The sequence below is a fragment of the Paenibacillus alkalitolerans genome, from assembly GCF_016482785.1.
GTDB lineage: Bacteria > Bacillota > Bacilli > Paenibacillales > YIM-B00363 > Paenibacillus_AE > Paenibacillus_AE alkalitolerans.
In genome coordinates this window covers 65,159-88,248 of record NZ_JAEMXM010000022.1, presented here as the reverse complement: position 1 = coordinate 88,248, position 23,090 = coordinate 65,159, and the positions used below count along the sequence as shown (strand labels likewise).

General features: G+C 49.6%; 18 protein-coding genes. 4 read left to right on the top strand and 14 right to left on the bottom strand.

Translation table 11 applies throughout. The annotated features are described in order from the left end of the window. Window positions 1-343 precede the first annotated feature (343 nt). The 5 genes from JET16_RS24295 to JET16_RS24280 all read right to left on the bottom strand — a co-directional run bounded on the left by JET16_RS24295 (window position 344) and on the right by JET16_RS24280 (window position 2,875). Window positions 344-742 (bottom strand): hypothetical protein, encoded by a 399-nt coding sequence (locus JET16_RS24295; RefSeq protein ID WP_199621420.1) that lies wholly within the window; start codon window positions 740-742, stop codon window positions 344-346. A gap of 101 nt (window positions 743-843) precedes the next feature. Further along, window positions 844-1,221, bottom strand: a complete 378-nt coding sequence (locus JET16_RS24290; protein WP_199621417.1) for a VOC family protein — start codon at window positions 1,219-1,221, stop codon at window positions 844-846. Between the two features lie 163 nt (window positions 1,222-1,384). Continuing rightward, window positions 1,385-2,200, bottom strand: a complete 816-nt coding sequence (locus JET16_RS24285) for an AraC family transcriptional regulator (protein WP_233532200.1) — start codon at window positions 2,198-2,200, stop codon at window positions 1,385-1,387. 103 nt (window positions 2,201-2,303) lie between these two features. Beyond that, on the bottom strand, window positions 2,304-2,495 hold the full coding sequence (locus tag JET16_RS30315; protein ID WP_233532190.1) for a hypothetical protein: 192 nt from the start codon (window positions 2,493-2,495) through the stop codon (window positions 2,304-2,306). Then, window positions 2,453-2,875 (bottom strand): aminoglycoside phosphotransferase/kinase family protein, encoded by a 423-nt coding sequence (locus JET16_RS24280; protein WP_233532189.1) that lies wholly within the window; start codon window positions 2,873-2,875, stop codon window positions 2,453-2,455. The genes JET16_RS30315 and JET16_RS24280 overlap by 43 nt, the downstream gene beginning before the upstream one ends. 232 nt (window positions 2,876-3,107) lie before the next feature. On the opposite strand from JET16_RS24280, the gene JET16_RS24275 reads away from it, so the two are divergent. Continuing rightward, entirely contained in the window at window positions 3,108-3,521 is a 414-nt protein-coding gene (locus JET16_RS24275; protein ID WP_199621413.1) for a MerR family transcriptional regulator, read from the top strand. Between the two features lie 4 nt (window positions 3,522-3,525). Continuing rightward, window positions 3,526-4,929, top strand: coding sequence for an MFS transporter (locus tag JET16_RS24270; protein ID WP_199621412.1), 1,404 nt, complete (start codon window positions 3,526-3,528; stop codon window positions 4,927-4,929). A gap of 27 nt (window positions 4,930-4,956) precedes the next feature. Here the strand turns inward: JET16_RS24270 and JET16_RS24265 are convergent, their stop codons facing one another. After that, window positions 4,957-6,027, bottom strand: coding sequence for a YkvI family membrane protein (locus JET16_RS24265; RefSeq protein WP_199621411.1), 1,071 nt, complete (start codon window positions 6,025-6,027; stop codon window positions 4,957-4,959). Window positions 6,028-6,249: 222 nt separating this feature from the next. Here JET16_RS24265 and JET16_RS24260 point away from each other — a divergent pair, with 222 nt between their 5' ends. After that, window positions 6,250-6,819, top strand: coding sequence for a C40 family peptidase (locus JET16_RS24260; RefSeq protein WP_199621410.1), 570 nt, complete (start codon window positions 6,250-6,252; stop codon window positions 6,817-6,819). Then, window positions 6,816-7,904 carry an AI-2E family transporter gene (locus tag JET16_RS24255; RefSeq protein ID WP_199621408.1) on the top strand — a complete coding sequence of 363 codons (1,089 nt, stop codon included), beginning with the start codon at window positions 6,816-6,818 and terminating at the stop codon, window positions 7,902-7,904. The genes JET16_RS24260 and JET16_RS24255 overlap by 4 nt, the downstream gene beginning before the upstream one ends. Here the strand turns inward: JET16_RS24255 and JET16_RS24250 are convergent. From JET16_RS24250 to JET16_RS24215, 8 genes are all read right to left on the bottom strand, one after another. Beyond that, the gene (locus JET16_RS24250; protein ID WP_199621407.1) at window positions 7,901-8,683 is read right to left on the bottom strand and encodes a CPBP family intramembrane glutamic endopeptidase; all 783 of its coding nucleotides are present in this window, start codon (window positions 8,681-8,683) and stop codon (window positions 7,901-7,903) included. The genes JET16_RS24255 and JET16_RS24250 overlap by 4 nt on opposite strands. A 189-nt stretch (window positions 8,684-8,872) precedes the next feature. Then, window positions 8,873-9,709, bottom strand: a complete 837-nt coding sequence (locus tag JET16_RS31250) for a carbohydrate-binding protein (RefSeq protein WP_456093985.1) — start codon at window positions 9,707-9,709, stop codon at window positions 8,873-8,875. Between the two features lie 2,207 nt (window positions 9,710-11,916). Next, on the bottom strand, window positions 11,917-12,129 hold the full coding sequence (locus JET16_RS24240) for a response regulator transcription factor (protein WP_199621405.1): 213 nt from the start codon (window positions 12,127-12,129) through the stop codon (window positions 11,917-11,919). 105 nt (window positions 12,130-12,234) lie between these two features. Beyond that, window positions 12,235-16,416 carry a carbohydrate-binding protein gene (locus JET16_RS24235; protein WP_199621404.1) on the bottom strand — a complete coding sequence of 1,394 codons (4,182 nt, stop codon included), beginning with the start codon at window positions 16,414-16,416 and terminating at the stop codon, window positions 12,235-12,237. Between the two features lie 48 nt (window positions 16,417-16,464). Further along, window positions 16,465-18,135 (bottom strand): hypothetical protein, encoded by a 1,671-nt coding sequence (locus JET16_RS24230; RefSeq protein WP_199621402.1) that lies wholly within the window; start codon window positions 18,133-18,135, stop codon window positions 16,465-16,467. 62 nt (window positions 18,136-18,197) lie between these two features. Next, complete coding sequence (locus JET16_RS24225) at window positions 18,198-20,531, bottom strand: helix-turn-helix domain-containing protein (protein ID WP_199621400.1); 2,334 nt, start codon at window positions 20,529-20,531, stop codon at window positions 18,198-18,200. Between the two features lie 28 nt (window positions 20,532-20,559). Next, the gene (locus JET16_RS24220) at window positions 20,560-22,173 is read right to left on the bottom strand and encodes an extracellular solute-binding protein (protein WP_199621397.1); all 1,614 of its coding nucleotides are present in this window, start codon (window positions 22,171-22,173) and stop codon (window positions 20,560-20,562) included. 68 nt (window positions 22,174-22,241) lie between these two features. Then, entirely contained in the window at window positions 22,242-23,090 is an 849-nt protein-coding gene (locus JET16_RS24215) for a carbohydrate ABC transporter permease (protein WP_325176769.1), read from the bottom strand.

The following is a 23,090-nucleotide window of genomic DNA, read 5'->3' as shown; positions in this document are numbered from 1 at the left end:
CATGCCTAAAGGCGAGGGCTTTCTCGGCTAAAATCTGTAATATTCCCTTGCCGATTGTTTCCGTGATGTCTGTAACGGCAAGTAATGAAAGTGCACTTGGCGGAAACAGAAGTCTATTTCTCCCAAGGCCATAACGATCATAAATGTCGGAAATAGCAACCTACTGCATGAAAAAAATCAAGATTTATAAAATTGCTGACAATATACCCGGCTGGAGTTCTTCTCTTCCTCAATTGGCTTTCTGGTCATCTTGTGTTCCCCATAATAAAGGTATCAAGCATCGATTCAATCCCTGATTTCCCACTTTGGATTCCTCCATTGAATCGTTAAGCGCAGTGGTTTGTTACTTTTCCAAAATACTTTTCAATGTATTCAAGTCGTTTTCAACCATTCCGCTATCCGTATTAAATCGTTCATCCGAAATATCCGGCATCTGATAGAGAGTGAATATCACTACGCTTCCGGAACCATTAGGAATCACCCGCACAGGATTCATAATTTCTTCCCCAGACGCAAAACGTACGTAATGATCCAGAACGCCAAAATTGTTTCTTTCCTCGAATCGGATACTCATCGGCCCTTCTGTCGTCTCCATGATCCAATCATCTCCGGATTTCCTTGCAGATAGACAGAATGAAGTCACCCACTTTGGAAAGTTTTCAGGGTTGTGTACAAATTCATATATTTCTTTGTGCGAGCGTTCTATGGCAATGGTTATGGTCCTGGAATTTAATGTGCCCATCCTCCTTGTTCCCCTTTCATTTCGAATTCTATCCATACAGTATGACAAAATGAAGTTCATGACCTAATTGTTTCAAATAGCTACTTTTCTATGAGCCGCTGCTAAGCAAAGAGACTTATTAAATTGCCATCGGGGTCCTGCACGATCGCGTAGCGCTGGCCCCAGAAAGCATCCCATGGCTCGCGGTATCCGCTGTATCCATGCTCCGTTGTTTTACTGAACAACTCGTCTACTGCTTCGCGGCTGTCGCACAGAAATGCCAACTCAATACGATGACCTGCAGGCTCGTCCCAACCGCCATAAATGTCTTTAATGGTTTCTTGTGTGTCAAACGCCAGTCGGAAACCGCTTTGAGCAACTTCAACGTGTATGTCGTCGTTGGCACTCTCCGGTATTTCCAATCCCAGTATACGATAGAAGTCTAAAGCCTTTTTCATGTCTTTCACAACAATGCCGATCATATCAAATTTAACTCCCATGACTCTCAGCTCCTATAATTGAGGTTTGACTTGTACACCGCGAAAATAAGAAGACTACCAAGGCCGCCGCTATCCACCATACCCATTGATCAATATCTTTGCACTAGATTCAATGAATATCATAACTTTATTTTTGTTGTGAAAATAGTAAAAAACGGACTTTTCAATCCGTTTTCGATAGTTGTTTGGGCAGTATCCCGTAATAACGCTTGAAGTTTTTAATGAAATGCGATTGATCATAGTAGCCGTATTTTACCGCAATGTCCGTAAAACTTGAATGGGTGCCGCTATAAAGCTCCTGCAGCATGCTTTGAAATCGAACGATCCCTAGCATTTCCTTTGGGCTCAAACCCAGCTCATGTTCAAAGGTTCTTCTTAGATGCCGTTCACTGAAACTAAGCTTTTCCGCCAGATCCACTGTTGAGATACTACCCTTAAAGGTGTACATATACTTCATACTTGTGTGTAGCAAAGAATTGGTTGGAGTCTTGTTTATTGATAATAAATATTTCAGTTTATGCTCAACGATTTCAATAATTTTGGAGGTTGAATCAGCAAATAAGATTTCTTCAACCATGAACAGCCCTTCAGCTCCCCATATATCCTCCAAAAGAACATGTTGACCGATAAATGTAGAGACGGGAAATTTTAATATGGACTGCGCTGATTCCGAAAATAAGCGGATGCCGAACAAAGACTGGGCTTGGGAAAGACTCATGACCTCAAATTGGGTCATCAACCCTTCGATAAAGGCTGCCTTCCAGCAGGAGAGCGATCGGCGGTCAACGATAATATCCACGCAGCCATCCGGGATGATCCGATGCAATTGATTCCCATTGTCTGCATGAAAGTCCATAGTCCAATAGCAAGCGACATGCGATGCCAAGCTATCGCCCGGAGCATATTCCCGGTAGCTGTAACCGGGGTGCTGCAGCTCCTGCTGCAATTTAGGCGATTGTATAGGATGATAATCGCTCATCAATTCCTCTGAGACACCTCCGTTGTTTCCTTTCTTAACCAATAGCGCTGGCAAAAAGAAACGGCAGTCAAGTGAAGCACCTGACTGCCATAACTAAGTTTTGCTAGAACAAGGCGTTCTCCAATACGGACCGGTTTCTCAGCATCCAAGCAGCGGCACGGGCTCTCCAGGCGATGCCCCAGAGCGGCCCCTCGCTTTCCGGGGTAACGCGTGCCTCGATGGCTTCTTCGGCCGTCTCGCATACGGCGACCTCTACAATGCGACAGGCATACCGTCGCGAGTCACCATGTTCCACGGCGCTACGTCTCCGTGGCTGATTACCCGTCCCGGGCCGCCCAGCTCTCGCAAAAACCACGGCTTCCACACCGCATCTTCGGCGGGCTCGAACGATGAACCCGCATCGTGAAGCCGTCGCAGCATCCGGCCGACCTCAACCATCGCTTCGTCGCTCCATGGACCGGGATGCACGAACTCCCCTTCAATGAAGCTGAGCGTCTCGCGGCCGTCCGAAGCAAATCCGGAGCCATTGACCCGCTGCGCCGGGAATCCGGCGCTCTCCAATTGCCTTAAGAAATCGTGAACATGCGGTGTCCATGGACCTGATGGCCGAAGCACGACGTTATCTTGCCGGCTGACAGTCTTATCTGCGGATAATAATATTTCGTTGTCCAACATGATTCCCCTTTCGTATAAGACGGGCATCACGCAGTTTATAGGGCTGGTTATGCGTTATCCCCTTGAACAATGCGCCCGAAAATCAATACTTGTTCATCCATCGGCAACGCCCCCATTCATATATTCACTACAAGAGTATCACATACCATTACTTCTCAAAACAAATTTTTGGAAAATGCTTGACGTTGACACAATGTCATACTTTAAAATCGCAATATCCGGAAAGGAGGAGATGCGTATCACCATAAAAGAAGTTTCGTTGCAAACCGGAGTCAGCGTCCGTTCCCTTCGATATTATGAGAAAAAGAAGCTGCTGAACCCGAAGCGAACGGAAAACGGATACCGCCGCTACAGTCAAGCCGATATTGAGCGCATTCAGTTGATCAAATTTTACTTGGGTGTGGGGCTTGGCACGGATGAAATCGCACACTTCTTGGGCCACGCCGGCTCGGAATGCGAGCCTGTCAGCGAATTCCAATGCGTGAGTGAAGCGATTTCTCTCTACGAGAGCAGGCTAATCGAAGTTCGGCAACAAATGGAAGTGCTGAAGGAACAGGAAAACAAATTGCTTGAAACATTGTCGTCCTGGGAAAACATCCGGGACCGGCTCAATCGGGACTTACCCTTAGAAAGAAAGGAAGCATAAAGAGATGATACACACGGAGAGAAATTCAAATACTGCCGCGGCAACGTATAATATGAAGAAGAGCGTTCCATGGATTTATTACATCCTCTTTTTTGCCGTACTCAACGAATCGGTTTTTAACGTTTCCACGCCCAACATCGCCGAACAGTTCGCACTTGATGAATCCGGCGTGAGCTGGGTGATCACGATCTTCATCATAGTATTCGGCATGGGGGCTGTCATTTTCGGTAAACTTTCCGATATATTCAGTGTCAAGAAACTGATCACGACCGGAATCGTTCTGTACAGCTTGGGTTCCATTCTAGGCTTTGCCTTGCAATCGTGGTACCCCGGTGTCATTGTATCCCGAGCGATTCAAGGGGCTGGAGCATCCGCCATCCCGGCATTGGTTATGGTCATGGTAGCCCGATATTTTACGCAGGAGGAACGGGGGAAGATGTTCGGCATCATTACATCGACCGTTTCCTTTGCGATCGGCATCGGTCCGGTTCTTGGCGGATATGTCGCAGGATCGTTTCATTGGTCGTTTTTGTTCTTGGTCCCGCTCCCCGTACTCGTCGCGGTATATTTCTTCCAAAAGCTGTTGCCTAAGGAGGGCCGAGGAACGGGTAAATTGGATGTGCTTGGAGCGGTGATGATGGGCATTACGGTTTCGACGCTTGTTTTGTTTACGACAGAGACCGACTGGATTTATCTGCTTATTTCGGCCGTCTCGCTCGTCTTGTTTATCGTGCGGATCCGCCGTGCGGATGAACCGTTTGTCGATCCGTCTTTGTTCTCCAATCCGCTTTACCGGAGCGCGCTCATCATCGGTTTTCTCATCTTCAGCACGGTGCTGGCCATGATGTTTGTGATTCCGCTCATGTTGAGCAAGATGTACGGCTTAAGTACGGAGTACATCGGGCTCGTCATGTTCCCGGGCGCCTTCAGCGCGGTCATATTCGGCACGGTTGCAGGAAAGATGACGGTTAAGCGGGGAAGCCATTTTGTCGTGTACCTGGGGCTTGCATTACTTGCAATGAGCCTTCTGCTGCAATCTTCATCTATTGGGCACTGGGTTTGGTATATCGGTGCCGCATTAATCATCATGTACATCGGTTTTTCTTTCATTCAGACGGCATTGACGGAAAGCGTGACGCAAATATTGCCTCCTCAACAAATAGGAGTAGGCATGGGATTTTATAATATGACATCGTTTATTTCCGGAGCGGTCGGGACGGCGATCGTCTCCAAAGTGATGGAAAATTCGCTGCTCGACTTTCGGCTGCATCCGTTCGTCTCGAGCCCGCAATCGTTTTTGTACGGAAATCTCATCTTGGTATTATGCTTTATCGTCGTTGCGAGCGCGCTCTTGTATTTCGTCACATTCGGCAGGAAAACCGGTCAACTGCTCAAGGAAGCTGCCTGACACATTACGAAACGGCCTTGAACCGCATCATCTGCGCCAAGGCCGTTTCCATGTTTTTCCAGGCATTTGTTTAGCCGCCAAGAAGATAAGAAGAATGATGCCCATATACCCGAATAACGGATAAAGATATGTAAGGAGTGAAGTGAACCCCGCCTGACTGATTAGGAAACAAGCAAGCAGCGTTGCCAATACGACCGCATTCCTCGGAAGATCGTACAAGCTTCGGATTTGTCTGGTCATACCGAACACATTGCCGATCAATGTCGTAAAAATTTCACCGTATATCACCAATAAGAACAATACATGAAATAACGGTCCGAAATTCCGGATAATCTCGGCCATCGGGATTTCGAACGTAATAATTTCAGGCATTCTGGAATTGATCGCAAGGTGACTGATCAGAAGCATAAACCCGAGACCGACGCCGCCCCAAAATCCCCCCCATTTTATCGTGCTCTCATCCTCCGCTTCGCTTCCCAAAGGAACCATAACCGACTGTACAAAGGCAAAATTTAATGCGGCATACGTGAACGGGGTGATCAGCCACTTATAATCATGCAATTGTTGTTGCTGCCATCCGGTCGTCTGAAATATTCCATCAGTTCCGACAACCGTAATAGCAATAAGTATAGTGAAAAATAGCATCATAGGGACTACCAGCGAATTAATCGCCAATATTCCGTTCAATTCTTTGGTCATCACCAAATAGCTCAGTACTATGCTGACCACAATGCCAAACTGATAGGGCAGTCCGAGCTGTTCCTCAAAGATGGACCCGGTACCGGACATCATTACGGCTGTTACCCCGAACAGGATGATAAAAGTCAACATATTCGCCGCTTTGCCAAAAATGTCTCCAAACAAGTAATTGTTGAGTTCCTGATAAGAAAATGCTTTGATCCGGTGGGAAAGCAGCATCATTTTTGTCCCGATCCACATAAACAGCACTGTAGTGATCGCTATTCCTGCTCCTCCAACCGCTCCCCCGTACACAGTGAAAAACTGCATGATCGACTGCCCCGACGCAAATCCGGCTCCCACCACCGTACCGATATAAGTAGCGGCTATTTGTAATATCGCAATCGATTTTTTATTCATATATCCCCCAGGGAGTACAAGTTAATTGATACAACTATTCTATGTCCAAGTACTCTGCATATTCCCAATTAAAGGAACCGCAGCATAGCTTAGCACCCGCCCGCCGAAGGTCGGGGAATCGTTGCGACCCTGGACTTGCGGATCGTTACAACTTCGGTACGTTTTGAAAGAAACGATTTCCATATACGATGTAGGAAAGCAACTTGGAGAGGAGTTTTCCATATGACGGAGGGCAAAGACATTTATATAGTTCTTACAAGCACGGGGACATGGTTTAGCAAATTGATTAGAATATTTACTAATGCTCCGTACAATCACGCATCTATTGCGTTTGACAGCGAACTTCGCGAAGTATATACCTTCGGCAGAAAGAGATTGAACAATCCGTTTGAGGCAGGATTAATCAAAGAAAATTTTGAGGACTCGTTCTATGACGGGATGGAATTGGCGGTTTACCGCTGCCGAGTCAGCCGGCTTGAATACAATATGATTTACGACCGTCTCACCTGGATGATGGACCACAGTTATCGTTACAAATTCAACTTCTTGGGTATGATCGGGGTATTGCTCAACAAGAAGATTAACCGAAAGAATGCATTTTTCTGCTCCCAGTTTGTCGCCTTTTTGTTCCAGCAAGCAGGCATTCCATTAATAAATAAGCCGCCGGAACTCGTTACACCGTGGGATTTCTCGGCATCCCCATTCCTCCAAGAGGTTTACACAGGCACAGTTTTCAGTCATTCGGATGGAGCGAATCCGGAATACTTGACGGTCAGGAAAGCCGCGGGATGAAAGAGATTGTAAACAATAATTTTTTCCGGGTCGGATTCGGCATTCTGCTCGTGATCCTGATCATCGGAACGAGCATAAATTTCGCTTTTATCTTTCATCCCTTCATAGCCGTGTTGAAGCTATTATTTTTCCCATTGCTTATCACAGTCGTTCTATATTATTTATTGCGGCCGGTCGTTCGGTTTCTTGTAAACAGAAAAATGCCGAAAGCTCTTGCTATCTTGTTAATCTATACGGCAAGCATCGCTCTATTAACAATAACGTTTTACTTTCTCGCTCCGATGATCAAAAATCAGTTGACCGCATTTATTGTCCAATGCCCTTCTCTTATTCAATCGATCGCCGACAGAGGCATTAAAATGACGGAAAGTGAATGGTTTAAGCAATATGTCGGGGATCTGAATGTTGACATTCAACAATATGCGGCGCCTGTGATCGATTCTTTCAGAATTTCAATACAAAGCGCGTTGAGCTTTGTAACCAATACATTTATTTTTGCGGTTATTGTACCGTTTATCTTGTATTACTTGCTGAAGGACGATAGGAAAATTGCCGGCGGACTGGTACGGATGCTTCCAAAAAGCCGGCAATTAACGAGTAAACGATTGCTTAACAAGATCGATCACACATTAAGCAGTTATGTTCGGGGACAAATCACGGTTGCGGCCTGCGTCGGGGTGCTGCTGCTGACAGGATACTTAATCATCGGCATTGACTATGCGATCTTATTGGCATTGGCGGCGGTGGTCACCAATTTCATTCCATACATCGGCGCGTTCATTGCGGCGGCCCCCGCCGTTCTGGTAGCTGTTGCGCATTCTCCGGCCATGGTCGTCAAGGTCATTGTCGTAATGGTCATTGCGCAGCAGCTTGAAGGAAATATCGTGTCGCCGCAAATATTAGGCAAGCACCTGGAGATTCATCCGTTAACGATTATTCTCCTGGTGTTGTGCGCCGGCAGTTTGTTCGGTCCTCTCGGGTTGATTATGGCGGTACCTTTTTATGCGGTGGGTAAAATATTTGTGATTCATATCCGCGGCCACATGACCGCTGCAACTGAACTCGAACAGCTGCCAAACGGCTAAAAGATCATTCCGCTTAGTGCAAATAAGACGTTCATCACAAAGTGCATTACGATGACCGGCAGGAGACCGTTGGACTTGATCGCCATACCCCCCATCAACATTCCGAACAATGAAAACGAGATGCATATGAGCCATGGAAAGCCTATCGAGTAGTGATATAAACCGAAGCCCAAGCTCGTGACGACGAGTCCTAACTTTTCGCCAAAATAATCGACAAACCGGCTTAACATATAACCGCGCCACAACAGTTCTTCCAAAACCGAGTTCACTAATGCAAACAGGAGTCCATAGTACAGCAATAAATAAAAGTCTTCCCGATGAAAATCAATGGCGAAGCTAAACGATGCGATTGCGACAAGGGAGAAGACGATTAGAAATCTCCATACCGGTTCCGGAAAACCGCGCCAGATAAGCGGACGAACCGTGCTCGAGAAGCTTCCGGCGGAGACGTAATTTGTTTTTGTTTTGTAAATCATCGCCAATACAGATAGAGGCGCAATGTATCCCAGCAGACTGAAGCGTGAAAGGATGATTTCCGTTTCTGCGGAGGCGTTGATAGAATATCTGAAAAATGAAGCAAGATAGAATGAGATCCAAAACCCGGCTATGTATAAGGTAATGGTAAGAAGTACGCCCTTGTTATCGTTAGATGAGAATAGATAGAACATGGCGACAAGCAAAGCGGCCGCCAAACCGATATAGATTGGCGTCGTTTGCACGAGAATAACCGATGTAACAAAAACAATCGCAACTATGAAAAGCGTGTTTGTCTTATTCAATGTATTCCCTCGCACCAACAACGTCGGATATTTTTCACAGTCCCTTACTTAATATAGTAAACATATTACTTCAAAAGCAATAATGAAATTATCCCCGCACGATCCATGCCGTGCGGGGATACGTTTGTGCGATATCAACGATGGAGGCGTTCAATTTTTCCCTTTGTAACATCGCTTTCAACGCGCTTACTATGAAGGGCTCTTCCGGACGGTCAGAGAGTCCACATTGCCGCCTCCGGATCCGATCGCGGCTGCCCGTACCGTATTCGTCCCGGCATTCAGAGAAGCGGCGATGCTTACCGTCGACCATGTACTCCAGCTGCCGGTCGGCGGAAAGGACAAGCTGCTGCTGACTTCTCTTCCATTGACCGTAATGTTAAGCGGGCGATCCCCGCTGCCTCCGTTGGCATACCTGAATCTCAAAGTATACGTTCCGGCAGCGCTTGCATTCACCGTCCATTCGACATAATCTCCGCTTGCATTGATATAGTCTGCATACCCTGTACCGGTATACCCCGAATAATGGTTCGCTATAACCGGTCCGCTTAACACGGCATCTTCCGCTTCATAAGTTGCAGGAATTTCAAAATAATTGATATTGCCAACCGCCTCACCGTCATCGCGCTCAAACGTAAAATAAAGATTTTGGATGCCGACGGTAGGCGTAATCGCGATATTCTTGGTGATCCAGTTCTGCCAGCCTCCGGTGGACGCAATATCAAGCGTGCCTATGATCGTACCCGTCGGGCTGCCAACACGCACCCGCAGCGTTCCGGTCCGGATAGAGGCGATTCTGAAACCGATGCTATCGATCCCCGTCAAATTGACGCCGCTATAAGCAACCCAGTCTCCAGGGTGTAACGAAGCGATATTCTGCCCTCCCCCGGTATCGGAAGTCGTCTCGGTGACGATTCCCATCTGCGAACTATATTTTTCGGCTTCGATCCTGACCGGGGCGGGGTCCGGCACGACCGGGGGCGGCGCGTTTTGATGCACATTTTCCAGATCTGTGTTCACTGTCTTCATGGTATTGACCATTTCCGCATAAGGCTGATCCTGCTGGTTAACCAAGCCTGTATTGAAATTCTCTCCGTCTCTGCGACCTGTCACAGCCTGGTCGTAATACACAAACCAGCCGGAGCCCACAAACAGCGGATGGGCGGCCTGGCTTTCTACGAACGACTTGTAAGCCGCTCCTCTGTCCGCGATGCTCGCAACTTTTGTGGCCGTATTGACGGGCGACAACCCGCGTTCGGCGGTACCGAAGGAATACTCCAGATTCAACAGCGGTTTTCCGTACGCTTCATATCGGGAAATCCAGCCCGCGTCATTCGTATAATTATCTACAGAAAAAGCGTCTACAAACTCCATGGCCGTCTGATCCCAATCCAGACCGGTCCGCCAGGTCGGAACGACAGACACACCCAAGAACAGATGGTTCGAATCGTATTTCTTGATTATATTCTTGACCGTCGAGAAATACGTTCTGGATGCCAGCCTGATATATTCCGATACATCCACAGCCGGAACCTTGGCGAAATCGATCTTAGTATCCTTGAGAGCCGAGAAAGATGCGGCGTTCGTACCCAGAAGCTGGTTGACGACAGCAATGTCGTTATTGTACCTTGGCGCCAGAAAATCCACGAAGGCGCTTTTCGCCGGGGAAGACGAATCGTACCTCAGCACCTCCTGCACAATTTCACTGTTCCACCCGGCTTCATTATCGTAAGTATAGCCGATCAGCCACGGGTCGTTCGCCGCATTACGAAGCTGTGCGCTCAACTCGCTTTCGATAATGGATTCGTTCTGCGGGTCAAAAACGTCGTATGTCCATTTAATCCTTCGTAAACTTGCCGGATCCTGCAGCACATGAATGTATGGAAACTTCACATTATTCGGTCTGCTCCACTTGCTGAAGGCGTTGAAGCCCCAATCGATCAACCGCTTTTTGGTGATATTCTCCCATTTCGCCTCATAATCGCTGCCGTATTTTTTCATCACATTGGCGACGACGAAGCTGACCCTTTCGCCATTGGCATCATTTGCATAAGCAGGAGCATACGCGACCGGATCGGGAAGCTCCTCGAACACCTGCCGCGGGGTGCCGTCCGCTTTCTTCAGCGGCGTCCCGTATCCCCATTCCCATATGCTTGCCGCATCCACGCCCTTCAGAAAGAATTTGTAACCGTCCGGTGTGATGAACCACCATTTGCCGTCGATTTGCTGCAGCCGGAAATAGCCGGTTTTTGCATACTTTCCTCCGCTTTTAATCCCGCCATACTTATCGTATTTGGAAACGTCCAGTGAAACATTCGCCAGCGCGTTCGCCTCATCCGTATATTCCTGCTGCATCTGCGCGTCGGATGTCACCTTGCCAGGCCACGTTTCATAGATCCACTGCCCGTATTTATCCGCCATCCTGGCATCTTTCTTCAGTTCGGCCTGCATCCCTTCTACCGTAAGCGCGGGAGCCGGATTTTGTCCCTCGTCGCCCGTGCCACGATAAATTTCAATTTCCGTAAAAGGTATATGTTGATAGGAGTGCGAACGCTTGATGTCCATGACGATAAACCTGGCCGGCTTGTTTGACATCGGCACGGTAACCGAATAGTTCNGATAGGAGTGCGAACGCTTGATGTCCATGACGATAAACCTGGCCGGCTTGTTTGACATCGGCACGGTAACCGAATAGTTCAAGTCCGTGCCCTCCCGGACATGTTTGGTTGCAATATAGTAATAATCGGGATTAGCCTCCGAACGGTACTTCATGGTAAACTCCCTGAATCCCCAATAGCTGTTGGGCGAATTCAGCACCACCCGGATCTGTTCCAACGGGTAGTCCTTCAGCAGGTCGAAGACCACCTGCACCGTTCCTTGGGAAGAGGCGCTTCCCATCCATCCGGCATAAGTCGAGGTCGATCCGTCAAATAGGACGCCCTCCGAAGAAGATACCAACCCCGTCGATCCCTTATCGGGCAAGCTGCCTCCATCCGGGGCAGGGCTATAATAATAATTTCCGGTTTTCAGCAAAGTGCCCGACCCATGAACGCTTCCGGCAGGAATAAACGAGGCTGGCATGATAAGTGCCAAAAATATTTTGAAAATACGCCCCTGAAACAATTTACGAAATTTTCCCATATTCATGTAACCTCCCCCCACGGAGAATTTTTTATCAGCCTCCTGCCCTGAATTATAAATATGTGTAAGCGCTTCCTATAGAGTAGAAAATACTGTTATTTTTTTCCGAACTTCTCCAGAAATAACATAGCCAGCTCTGTCCTGTTTTTGCATCCGAATCTTTGAAATAAAATGTAGATATAGTTCCTAACCGTAGCTTCCGATCTTCCGATCTCAGTTGCGATCTCCCGGTTTGTTTTTCCCTTGGCGATGCTTTCAATGATCTTCCTTTCCACATTATTGACGTAAGGGTCATCGTTCACTCTCATTATCTTTATCCTCCCCGTATCATTTCATGATAATGATGCGTGATGATATGAAATATTCGTATCCCCGCACGATCCATGTCGTGCGGGGATACGTTTTTTGCCGTATCAAGTCTCCAGGACGAACCCGTAGAACGTTTGGCCGAATACCTGGAACAACGCTGTCCCGTTCGTTTGCATTCCTTTCCAGATCGTCACCGAAACGGTAGTCTGCGGATTGCCGCCTTCGGGGGAGGCAGCCGGCGCCATAATTCGGACGGTATACATTTCTCCATTATCATCCTGAGCAACCGCCTGCAAATATACGTACGAATCTTCCGTTACAACCATCCACTCGGCGGATTGCGCTTCCAAACGCAGCCCCTGAGGTTCGGAGAGGAGCGTCAGATTGCCCTGCAGCAAGCCGTTCTTACCGTGCTGCCATTCGGTTTCGATGATCAGCTTCTTCGCATTGTCGCCGAACTCGCCGCTTCCCGGCGGAATCTCCAGCCATCCGTCTATCCGCATCCCCGTCCCCGGATCGTAAACGGCCGCGACTACCGTGTTTTCCGCCGTCTTGTAATAGCCGTTCGGCATGAGTTCGGACTTGATCTCATATAAACCGGCAGGAAGGGGAACGGATGCGGATACACTACCCGTTTCGTCTGTACCGTATACCGCTTCCGTTACAGAGGTTGCAGTCCCGTCCGTATGAATACGATTCAAAATAAAACGTACCGGCAATTGCGCCAAACTGCCCTGTTCTCCGTCATCCTGCTGCGTCACCCGGGCGGCAAGCGCTAATTCGGCAGAGGAGGATACTACCGTTGAACCCGTGTACGCAATGTCCGCTTCTTCTTTGCCCGCCGTCAGAATGGAGCTTCCTTCGCTGCCGCGAAGATAGGAGGCATCGTTCTGGGCGAAAACGGCATGTACGTCATGTGAAAGCGTATCCGCATTCGGCGCCGCGCCAACGGTCACTGTATAATCGAGCGATGCTTTTCCCTGTTCATCCGTGACCGCGGTTCCGACAATTGTCCCTGCCACGGCGAAAGTCACCGTCCCGCCGGATACCGGCTGTCCGGACGAATCCTTCAACTCTGCATTCAGGACGGTCGTATCGCTGTATACGCCCGACGCGGGCTCCACCTGCAGCTGCGTGCCGTGATAAAGTGTGAAACGGATGGTCTTCGTCGACGTGTGGCCCGCGTTATCGGTCGCCGTCACGGTCAAAGTATGCTCTCCTTTGGCCGTAATCGCCGTGCCTGCCGTCCAATCTTCCCCGTTCAACTTCATAGTAAGGCTCTTGACTCCGCTCTCGGCATCGTCAGCCGTCACCACCGGGACGACGCTTTCCGTATAACTTTGTCCGTCCTCCACGCCGCCGATCGAAATCCGGGGAGGCGTCAAGTCGAAGCGCTTCACAGTCAGAGAGTCCACATTGCCGCCGCTTGATCCGATCGCAGTTGCCCGCACCGTGTTCGTTCCGGTATTCAGAGAAGCGTTGATGCTTACCGTCGACCATGTGCTCCAGCCGCCTGTCGGCGGAAAGGACAAACCGCTGTTCACGACGCTTCCATTGACGGTTATTTTCAACGGACGATCCCCGCTGCCGCCATTGGCATACCTGAAGGTTAACGCATACGTTCCGGCAGCGCTTGCGTTCACCGTCCATTCGACGTAATCCCCGTTTGCATTGACATAGTCTGCATATCCTGTACCGGTATACCCTGAATAATGGTTCGCTGCAACCGCTCCGCTTAACACGGCATTTTCGGCTTCATTAGTTTCAGGAATTTCAAAATAATTGAGATTGGCAACCGTTTGACCGTCATCCCGTTCAAACGTGAAGTAAATATTCTGAAAGCCGACGGTAGGCGCAATCGCGATGTTTTTCGTAGTCCAGTTCTGCCATCCGCCCGTGGGTGTTATATCAAGCGTGCCGATGATCGTGCCCGAAGGGCTTCCGAGACGCACCCGCATCGTGCCTGTACGGATCGAGGCGTATCTGAAGCTCATGTTGTCCATCCCCGTCAGATTGATGCCGCTGTAAGCAACCCAGTCTCCCGGGTCTAACGAACCGATATTTTGTCCTCCCCCGGTATCGGAAGCCGTCTCGGTTATGATTCCGATCTGCGAGCTGTATTTTTCGGCTTCTATCCGGATCGGGACGGGATCCGGCCTCATGACGGGCGACGAGTCTTGATGAACATTCTCCAAACCTTCATTGACGGTCTTCATAATATTAACCATATCGGTATAAGGCTGATCCTGCTGGTTTAATAAGCCGATGTTGAAATTCTCGCCGTCTCTGCGCCCCGGGACCGCTTGATCGTAGTAGGTGAACCAACCCGACCCGACAAACAAGGGATGCGCCGCTTGCCCTTCGACGAAAGATTGAAAAGCCGTGCCCCTCTCCGCCGCGTTTTTCATTTTCGTCGCCGCATTCACGGGCGACAGCCCGCGTTCGGACGTGCCGAATGAATATTCCAGATTCAGCAGCGGTTTTCCGTAAGCCTCGTATCTGGAAATCCAACTGGGGTCGTTCGTGTAATTATCCACGGAGAAGGCGTCCACAAACTCCATGGCCGCCTGATCCCAATCCAGACTGGTCCGCCACGTGGGGACGACGGATACGCCAAGGAACAGGTGGTTCGTGTCGTATTTTCTGATTACTTTGGTGACCGTAGTGAAATAGGTTCTGGAAGCCAACCTGATGTATTCCGATACATCCACGGCCGGAACCTTGGCGATATTGATCGGAATATCCTTCAGTTCGGCGAACGATGCGGCGTTCGTACCGAGCAGCTGGTTAACGGCGGCGAGGTCGTTGTTGTATCTTGGGGCAAGAAAATCAACGAACGCGCTTTTTGCCGGAGAAGTGGAATTGTAGGTCAGCACTTCTCTCACAATATCACTGGTCCACCCGGCCTCGTTATCGTAGGTATAGCCGATCAGCCACGGGTCATTTTTCGCTTTTTTAAGCTGCGGGCTCAAGAAGTCTTCGATGATGGACTCATTCTGCGGGTCGAAAACATCGTAGGTCCATAGAATCTTCTTCAAGCATCTGGAGTCTTGAAGAAGGTGAATATAAGGAAACTCGATATTAATTGGTCTGGTCCACTTGCTGAAGGCGTTGAAGCCCCAATCGATCAAACGCTTCTTGGTGATGTCCTCCCATTTAGCCTCGTAATCGCTTCCATATTTCTTCATGACGTTGGCGATAACGAAGCTTACACTTCCGCGATCTATTCCATCTCCCGGCACTGGACATCCGATCACGTTGCCATCGGAATCGCTGGCATAGGCGGGAGCGAATTCGACCGGATCGGGCAGTTCCTCAAACACCCGCCTCGGGGTGCCGTCCTCTTTCTTCAACGGCGTTCCGTATCCCCACTCCCAGAGGCTGGTCGCGTCCACACCTTTCAGAAAGAACTTGTACCCGGCCGGCGTAATGAACCACCACTTGCCGTCGATTTGCTGAACTCTGAAATAGCCTGTGCCGGCGAACTTGCCTCCGCTCTTGATCCCGCCGTACGAATCGTATTTCGTCAGATCCAACGAAACATCCGCCAGCGCTTGGGCCTCATCCGCGTATTCCTGCCGCAGTTGTTCGTCGGATGTCACTTTGCCCGGCCAGGTCTCATAGATCCACTGTCCGTATTTGTCCACCATCATGCCGTCTTTCTTCATTTCTTCCCGCATCTCTGCCGCCGTGAGCGCCGGTCCCGGATTCTGCCCCTCGTCGCCAATGCCTCTGTAAATTTCAAGCTCGGTGAGCGGAATATGTTGATAAGCGTGGGAGCGTTTAATATCGATGACGATAAATCGGGCCGACTTGTTCGACATCGGCACGGTTACCGAATAGTTTAAGTCCGTGCCCTCCCGGACATGTTTGGTTGCAATATAGTAATAATCGGGAACAGCCTCGGAACGGTACTTCATGGTAAATTCTTTGAATCCCCAAAATCTATTTGGCGAATTCAGAACCACACGGATCCGGTCAAGCGGGTAGTCCTTCAACAGGTCGAATACCACCTGCACGGTCCCTTTGGAAGTGGCGCTCCCCATCCATCCGGCGTAGGTGGAAGTCAATCCGTCAAAAAGCACGCCTTCGCTTGCCGATACAAGATCGGCCGCTCCTTTGTCGGGCAAGCTGCCTCCATCCGCTGTCGGAAGATAGTAATAATTTCCGGTTTTCAACAAGGTGTCGGCTGCGGAAACCCCTTCGGCGGGGATGGACGGCGCCAACATGATAAGAGCCAGAAATAACAGCAAGCGACCTCGATAGAACTTGCTCCATTTTCCCATTGTGAATCTCCTCTCTCTTTTCGCCTTTAATGAAGAGGGTTACATTTTTTAAAACCGGATTTGATTCCCCTGAAGCAAAGCTTTCACGCCGGCGGGCTTCGTCAGAAGTGATATGCCTATCTGACGGTCCAACTCTCCGCAGCTGGCCGTAAGAACCCCGTTATGCGTATGGACATCCGTCCGCACAACCTCGCACGACTCCGACAAGGACAGCAGATAAACCCAAGCGGCACGATCCCAATCGTGAAAATTGAAGTTGGTCTTGAGGCCGGAATAAATAATGTAGTCCACCCCGATCACTTGGCTTTCGGCCGACCGCGAAACGGTAAACGCCGGCACGCCCAGATCCGATGCGGCAGCCGCCTGCTTGATCCGCAGCACTTGACCGCCGATCGTTATCGCCGCATCGAAGCCGCAAGCATCCTCCGCCGACCATTCAACGCCGTCTACCGCTCCGCCGATTTCCAGCCGGATCCGCAGGTCTTCCGCCTCAAAGCAGCCGTTGATCGGATCCAGAACCGGGTGCCAATCGCCGTAATCCGTTGCGATATTGATCCCGTAAAGCACGTAACCATTGTCCTGAACCCCGGTAAAAATCGCCGATGAACAGTCACGGCCGTCCTTTATGAAGCGCAAATGCACATATGCGGGTTTTCCATGGTTGTCAATATAAGCGATCAAGTTGCGGCGCTGGTTCCACATGATCTCTTTCGTGAAAGTCCCCAACGAAAAAGCTTCACAGATGAAAGTCGTCGCATAGCATTGATATCCCGCTTCTTCCTGATCCAGTATTGCCGCTTGAATGTGCCGCTCCTCCTCCTGGTTGAAATAGTGCAGCAAATCGTCCGGACAGCGGATCGCATCCGGTCGGCTATGATCTCCAATAGCTTCCTTCAGAAATTGATACTCCTTCCGTTCCGGTTCCAGCATCGTCGCATAGGAACGACTGTGGGGACCGGACCATTGACCTGTACGGGGATGGTAATGCTTCGCTATCGTTTCCCATGCCAGGCGGATCAGTTCTCCTGTTAGCTTGACGGCCTCCGGACTTCCGGTTTCCGTGTAAATGTGATGCAGTTCTTCAATGGTTATAGGAAGGTAGTGGGGGCTGTTATATTCCGTAAAAGTCCCGAGCCGCATGGTGTAGTCGTAAAGCCGTTTGATCCGGTTCAGTCCGTACTCCGCAATAGAGGCCTCCTCAATCGCTTCGCCCCCGACCAGCGTAACGAAAGCGCCCATAACGGCAATGTTCGTATAGCCTGGTCCTACATCGCGCTTGATGATCGCCGCGCAAGCATTGCTGACGGCCGAAAATAACTCGGAAAGCAAAGCGGGAGGCAGTCGGTCCCTGTGGCGCTTGATCGCCAGTACGATTTTCTTGCCGATGAAATCCGCAAAATTCCAATCCGGAATATCCATCTGCTGCAGAGATTCCTCGTAAAAATAGGGCCACACGCCGTAAGTGGGGCTTGCGGGATCCCGGTCCTGCAAACCGGAGACCACATCCAGGATTTCGGCCGCGCGGTCGGCATATCGGTCGATCCCGCTATCCAGCAGGTTCAGGGCATAAACGGAAGACTCATAGATACCGTGGAGAAAAGGGTGCGTTTCCATCTTAAGAGCGGTATGGTAAGTTTTCTTATTGGGAACAAGCAGCAGTTTGAGATCCGGATTATAATCCGGTTCCAATCGCTTCAGTTTGTCCTGTAAATCTGTCATAGGTAACGCCTCCGTTTGTAAGCGCTTTCCTTTTTCCCCTTCACGGAAAAGCCGTATTCCGGCTATTCCTTTTTTGACCGTTCTCTCTCCCTGTACTCTCCCGGCGTCAGACCGGTCATTTTCTTGAAAATACGGACAAAGCTGTTGACGTTCGTATAACCTACCGATTCGGCGACTTCGCGAATTTTGACTTCCGTTTCCGCCAGCAGCTCCTTCGATTTGTGAATGCGGATTTCCATCAAGTAATCGATAAAATTGCGCGAAGTGAATTCCTTGAACATTTTGCTCAAATGCGACACGCTGACATCGAACTTATCCGCCAAATAATTCAACGACAAGTCGCTGCGCATATAATGCTCGCGTATAAATTGCATAACGTTCTCGATCGTATCGTTTTTCTCGCGGCTGCTTCGTTTCGCTTTGATTTTGCCTATGAAGTCTTCCAGCGTGGAAATCAGAAATTGCTTGATTTGGTCCAGACTTTCGTATTGATTCAACGCCTCGTATATATTTTGCGAAGGCGCCAGATCCTCGGGGCCGACCCCGATTTCGCCGGCTAACGTTGCCGCGTTCATCAGGCATTGAACGTTCAATTGTTTGATCATGTCCGGAGGCACATTGTGCTGCATAAAGGCGTCAAACCACCGCTTGGCATGATGCCGCATCTTTTCCGCGTCCGCCATTTTCAGGGCATCGATAATACTGTCCGTCATCGCGAACAACCGATGGAACTCCGCAGAATGATAACCTTCAATGTCGTCCGCCGTAATGATCGTGTTGTTCCCCATGATCAGTTTGTATTTGAGCGCTTCCTGCGACTGCTTGTAGGACAGATGGATGTCCTTCATCGAATGGACTCTGCCACCGATACCGATCGTCACCGTCCGCTTGAAATATTCCTGCACGAAGTTTTTGATCAAATCCGCGACAGCGACGGCACGAATTACATATTTTTCCGCATCGTCATCTTCGTCAAAGCTCATAATGATCGCACACTGTCCGTTTTCCAGCTCGATGGCGGCTCCCCTGCTTTCCGCGTTCATCAGCTCTTCGGCGACGTTGCATAATGCGTACGCGTACAGAAGCAAGTCGCGCGGTTCCGCGATTTCCGCCTTGTTGTCGAATTCCACGCTCATCACGATAAACCGGTTCGGATAAAGAAGGATGCCGTTCATCTCCATGTATCTCTTCACATTTTTGAAATTCACGCGATAGTTGGACAGCAGCTCCATCAACAGGCGCCATTTCACGATCGGCCTGCTCTCGGCCATTTGCCGGTGCAGACGTTCGCTGTCGTTCAAAATATTTTGAACGATCGATTCGAAGTACAAGAACTCGTCGGCGTACTTCCGCCCGGAGTCGTGCAGCGGATGCGTTGTGAGCTTTTTCGAGATCGAGGTCATAAAACGGTTAATCGGTTTTAACGTCCATAATCCGACGCCGATGCCCGCAGCCGCCGCTGCCGCGAACAGAACGGATGCGATGGCAAGCAGCGTATTGCGCATCGCGACCATCGCCTGTTGCTGTGCGATCACCGGGACAACGCGTATCAGCTTCCATCCCGTATACCCCGAAGTCACATAAAAAACGGTCGAATTCTTCCCTTCCACATCGGCATGAACATACCCTTCTTCCCGTCCGTTTTGCAAAACGGCGGAGATGTACGAAAATTCGCTGATATCTTTACCCAGCTTGCTCTCGTCGTGATGGAGCACGATTTGTCCGCTGCCGTCTATGATGAAGTTATAGTCCGAACGCGGATCCCGTTCGTTTCCGAGCAGCGAGTAAAGCGCATCCTCCTTGATATTGACAGCGATCGCCCCGCGGCGAAATCCGTCGGAATGGATGATCGGATACGTCCTCACCAGGGTGACGACGTTGCTGTAAATCGGATAATTGCCGCCTCTGATCAACAAACGCCGCATCGGCAACCAGTTGGCAAAGCCGTCATAATGTTCGAATTGCGTAACCCATTCGTAATCTTTCATCGGGTTTTCATCGATCGGCACATTGCCGGAGAGGAGACGTTGATGTTTATACGAATACAGATCCACGGAAAAAACGTACTCGTCGCTGTTGATAAGAGAGTTCGTTATCTTGTCGATCTTATAAGCGTTTTCCCGTAATTCATGTTCTGTCTGTTCAACATCGAAAAACTTGCGAATCTCCTGGTAACCGAGCATTTGAAATGCCGCTTTATCGATATTTTTCAACGTCAGATTGAATTTGTGATCGATCTGCTTCAACAGCTGCATGTTCGTGCTGATCAATTCATGGCTCAACTTTTGGGCAATGACGACATAGGAAACAAAAGCGGTTGCAAAAACAAAGAGGAACAGGAGAATCAACAGGGCCAATATCACTTTTTTCATCAAGCGGTTCTGGACTGTCTTCATGCCTGTTCCTCCTGCCAAACCTTCCTAGTTAGAAATTCGCTTTGTTTTGATCATACCATTCTTGGGCGAGCTTTTCCGCCTCTTCGCCGCCAAGACGTTTCCATTCTTTGCGAATTTCTTCCAACGCCCATTTGCCGTTATAAGTTCCTCCCTGCATAACGACCTTTGCGCGCAGCTCGTCAATGGTAGTTTTCAACGACGCTTTGATCTCGTTAATTTCCGCGAAGCTGGGCTGGTAAGGAAAATCGCGCCTGAACTCGTGTTTCATCACCGTTTCCAGCGCCTGGGCCCTCAGGTTGGCATACTTCTGAGATATTTCGTCCGGCGCCGCTGCAATGATCAAATCTTCCGGTTTTACCGTTTCATTTCTCAAAATGGCATATTCATTAGCGTACGAGACCTCTTTTTTGAATTGGTCGGCGTCCAGCTTCTGAGCTACACCATCCACAAGCTTATGATGAACGCCTTCCGTTCCGTACACCAGCGTTCTCCAACCTTTTTCGATCATCCAATCCAGGTACTCGACGGCCGCCTTCGGGTTTTTCATATCCTTATTGAACGTGATATACATAAATGCCGGAGTTTCCTGATACGTTCCGAATGTGCCGTAAGGCGTGGCCACCGACTCAAGCGGAACCGGTTTTGCTTCCGGATCGTTCTTCATCAAATCCGTCATCATGATATCGGTTTTTGAGCCGCTCCATTGGCACATGCAGATGCCCGCTTTGCCGGTCACCCATAACTGGATCGCCCGTTGGTTGTCCTTATCCGTCAGGTATTCCTTGTCTACGAGTCCCAGTTCATATACTTTCCTCTCCAGTTCGATGACATCGCCGAAACGATCCGTCGTCGGGCCGTATACCATCTTTCCGTCTTCCAGATACCAGTCGGTATAGATCGCTCCGTACAAAGCCGCATAAATATCGATCGTTGTGTATCCGACAATCGGTACGCTGCCGGGGATGTTTTCCTTGAACGCCTGGGCCACCTGAACCAGTTCGTCGATGGTCGTTGGCGTCTTCAGGTTCAGCTTGTCGAGCCAGTCCTGCCGTATCCACATCCCGTGATTCGCGATCGTGAACAAGGTTCGCTTCGATGTTGCCGCATACATTTTGCCGTCGAATGTGAGGTAAGGCTTCAATTCGGGATTTTCTTCCAGATATTTCTTATATGAAGTGCTGTATTTCTCGATATATTCGTCAATCGGTTGGATAACGCCTTGCGTAACGAGCGTTCCGATATAATTCCGGTCATATTCCCACAGCAGGTCGGGAGCTTGCCCGGAAGCGACCAGTACGTTGAATTTTTCCTGCGCCTGGTTGCGCGGAACCGGAACGAAGGAGACGTCGATTCCCGACTGCTCGCGGATCCACTTGACCCAACGGTTCTCTTCGTAGGTGCCTTCATCGCTGGATACCTGCCCCCTGTCAAACATAGAGACGCTGATTTTCTTCGGCACATTGTCGTACTTGTCTTCAGCCGCTGCAGGCGGATTGTCATTCGTCCCGCCGGCCACATTATCGTCGGGAGCATCACCGCCGCCCGGATCGGCGCTGTCTTGCGAACAAGCGGACAAGACCACGACCATCGCCAAACATGCGGAGAGTAACGCCGTAATCCATCTCTTCTTCGTTTTCTTCATCTGTTGACCTCCTGTAATCCATTATATATATCAAAGCGCTGCACATGTATGGCTTTGCGCCGTTGATATCATCCTTTGACCGAACCGAGCAATACGCCTTTGATAAAATATTTTTGCAAGAAAGGATACACGCACAAAATCGGAACAATGGCGAACACAATGGCAGCCGCGCGTATCCCTTCCGGCGTCACGAGCAATTGCATGGCGCCTTCCCCGCTTCGCAGCAGATCGGGACTGACGAGGTCGATCATCTGATACAGTTTGACCGTCAACGGCATCTTGTCTGTGCTTTTGATATAGATCAGCGCACTGTAGAAGGAATTCCACCAACCGACCGCGTAAAACAACGTCAGGGCGGCGATGACCGGCATCGATAAGGGGATGACGATTTTCAGTAAGATCGTCCAGTCTTTGGCCCCGTCCATGGCGGCGGATTCCTCCACTTCTTCCGGCAGACCCTCGAAAAACGTCTTCATGACGAACATGTTGTAAACGCTGATGAGACTGGGGAGCCAGAGCGACCAGTACGTATTGACCAGCCCAAGTCCGCTGACAAGCAGGAACTGCGGGATCAAACCGCCGCTGAACAGCATGGTGAACAAAACCGCCATCAGCATGAAGTTTCTTCCCTTCAGCCTGGTTTTGGAAAGCGGATACGCTGCCAGAATCGTAAAGACCATATTTAACAACGTGCCAATGACCGTGATGATCACCGTGTTTTTCATCGCCACAAGCAGCTGCCCGTCTTCGATCAACTGTTTGTATGCGGTCACATTAAACTCGACGGGCCACATGAATACTTCCCCTGAACTGATCGCCCTGCTGCTGCTAAACGATACGGCGATGATATTAATGAAAGGAAATAGCGTGATATAAGCGCACAATGCCAAAAACAAATAGAGGAGCCACTTCCCCAC

Coding starts and splice junctions, on each gene's coding strand:
- JET16_RS24295 (WP_199621420.1), bottom strand. CDS start 742: ATGGGCACATTAAATTCCAGGACCATAACCATTGCCATAGAACGCTCG.
- JET16_RS24290 (WP_199621417.1), bottom strand. CDS start 1,221: ATGGGAGTTAAATTTGATATGATCGGCATTGTTGTGAAAGACATGAAA.
- JET16_RS24285 (WP_233532200.1), bottom strand. CDS start 2,200: ATGAGCGATTATCATCCTATACAATCGCCTAAATTGCAGCAGGAGCTG.
- JET16_RS24280 (WP_233532189.1), bottom strand. CDS start 2,875: ATGTTGGACAACGAAATATTATTATCCGCAGATAAGACTGTCAGCCGG.
- JET16_RS24275 (WP_199621413.1), top strand. CDS start 3,108: ATGCGTATCACCATAAAAGAAGTTTCGTTGCAAACCGGAGTCAGCGTC.
- JET16_RS24270 (WP_199621412.1), top strand. CDS start 3,526: ATGATACACACGGAGAGAAATTCAAATACTGCCGCGGCAACGTATAAT.
- JET16_RS24265 (WP_199621411.1), bottom strand. CDS start 6,027: ATGAATAAAAAATCGATTGCGATATTACAAATAGCCGCTACTTATATC.
- JET16_RS24260 (WP_199621410.1), top strand. CDS start 6,250: ATGACGGAGGGCAAAGACATTTATATAGTTCTTACAAGCACGGGGACA.
- JET16_RS24255 (WP_199621408.1), top strand. CDS start 6,816: ATGAAAGAGATTGTAAACAATAATTTTTTCCGGGTCGGATTCGGCATT.
- JET16_RS31250 (WP_456093985.1), bottom strand. CDS start 9,709: ATGAAGACAGTGAACACAGATCTGGAAAATGTGCATCAAAACGCGCCG.
- JET16_RS24240 (WP_199621405.1), bottom strand. CDS start 12,129: ATGAGAGTGAACGATGACCCTTACGTCAATAATGTGGAAAGGAAGATC.
- JET16_RS24235 (WP_199621404.1), bottom strand. CDS start 16,416: ATGGGAAAATGGAGCAAGTTCTATCGAGGTCGCTTGCTGTTATTTCTG.
- JET16_RS24230 (WP_199621402.1), bottom strand. CDS start 18,135: ATGACAGATTTACAGGACAAACTGAAGCGATTGGAACCGGATTATAAT.
- JET16_RS24225 (WP_199621400.1), bottom strand. CDS start 20,531: ATGAAGACAGTCCAGAACCGCTTGATGAAAAAAGTGATATTGGCCCTG.
- JET16_RS24220 (WP_199621397.1), bottom strand. CDS start 22,173: ATGAAGAAAACGAAGAAGAGATGGATTACGGCGTTACTCTCCGCATGT.